Here is a 1,393-nt window from a genome sequence, read left to right on the forward strand (position 1 = left end):
GTTCAACAAAGGCACTACGATTGTTGGTGTGGTGTGGTGTGGACCTACCACTTCCGGAGAAGGCGGCGGCGATATCCGCCCCTTTTAGCGGGTTGGAACTGACCGGCATACCCGGCTTTCCATCGCCTTGGATACCGGTCCTATCCCTATTGCCGAAGTGTATCCGCATCGGCGCCATCTATAGTGAATCCGATATTCATCACTGTCTTCGGCGGCTGTTTTCAAACGGGGGAAGCCGGTCCGGGGGCCAAGACAACAACAAGCTCTCGAGAGCATTGACCAGGGAACGGCGAATGGCTGCGAAAACCGCATTGATTATTGGTGTTACGGGGCAGGATGGCGCGTATCTGAGTGAGTTCCTGCTCAACAAGGGATATATCGTTCACGGGCTGAAACGCCGGTCGTCATCCTTCAACACGGCGCGTATCGACCATCTTTACCAGGACCCGCATGATGAAGACATTCGGTTTCGCCTGCACTTCGGCGATCTGACGGACGCAACCAACCTTTGCCGGGTGGTCCAGGAAATCCAGCCGGATGAAATTTACAATCTCGGGGCGCAGAGCCATGTGCAGGTGAGTTTCGAGACCCCCGAATATACGGCCAATTCCGATGCGCTTGGCACGCTGCGCCTGCTCGAGGCCATGCGGATCATGAAGATTGAAAAGACCTGCCGGTTCTATCAGGCCTCGACATCCGAGCTTTTCGGCAAGAGCATCGAAGCGCCGCAAAACGAAAAGACGGCGTTCTATCCGCGCAGTCCCTATGCTGCGGCAAAACTCTACGCCTACTGGATCACGGTCAACTATCGCGAGGCCTACGGTTTCCACGCTTCCAACGGAATCCTCTTCAATCATGAAAGCCCATTGCGCGGCGAAACCTTTGTGACGCGCAAGATCACGCGGGCGGTCGCGGCCATTGAACGCGGGCTGCAGGACAGGTTGCGGCTCGGCAATCTCGAAGCAAAGCGTGACTGGGGTCATGCCCGCGACTATGTCGACGGCATGTGGCGGATCCTGCAGCAGGATACGCCGGACGACTACGTGCTTGCCACCGGCGAAACCCATACGGTGCGTGAATTCGTCGAGAAGGCGTTCGGAGCCGTGGGAAAAGAGATCGAATGGACCGGCACGGGTGTCGATGAGATCGGCTACGACCGCAAATCCGGCAAGGAGCTCATCGAAATCGATCCGCGGTACTTCAGGCCGACCGAAGTCGAACTCCTGCTCGGCGATCCGGCGAAAGCCCGCCAAAGGCTCGGCTGGCAGCACACCGTCTCCTTCGATGCCCTGGTTGCCGAAATGGTGGAAGCCGATCTTCGAACAATCATGCGCGAGGAGGGCCGAAATGATTTCTATGGCTGAAAGGGACGATCACCACTTCGATCTGCGCG

The 1,393-nt window shown here is 57.4% G+C and carries 1 protein-coding gene; it reads left to right on the top strand.

Features of this window, described 5'->3' with window-relative positions:
* The first annotated feature begins 293 nt into the window (after positions 1–293).
* Positions 294–1,364 carry a GDP-mannose 4,6-dehydratase gene (gene gmd, locus CU103_RS30930; RefSeq protein WP_106667832.1) on the top strand — a complete coding sequence of 357 codons (1,071 nt, stop codon included), beginning with the start codon at positions 294–296 and terminating at the stop codon, positions 1,362–1,364.
* Positions 1,365–1,393: the final 29 nt, after the last annotated feature.

It is taken from the genome of Phyllobacterium sophorae, assembly GCF_003010965.1.
Taxonomy (GTDB): domain Bacteria; phylum Pseudomonadota; class Alphaproteobacteria; order Rhizobiales; family Rhizobiaceae; genus Phyllobacterium; species Phyllobacterium sophorae.

Bases quoted from the DNA above. Each gene is read 5' to 3' on its own strand.
- gmd (WP_106667832.1), top strand. From the start codon at position 294: ATGGCTGCGAAAACCGCATTGATTATTGGTGTTACGGGGCAGGATGGC.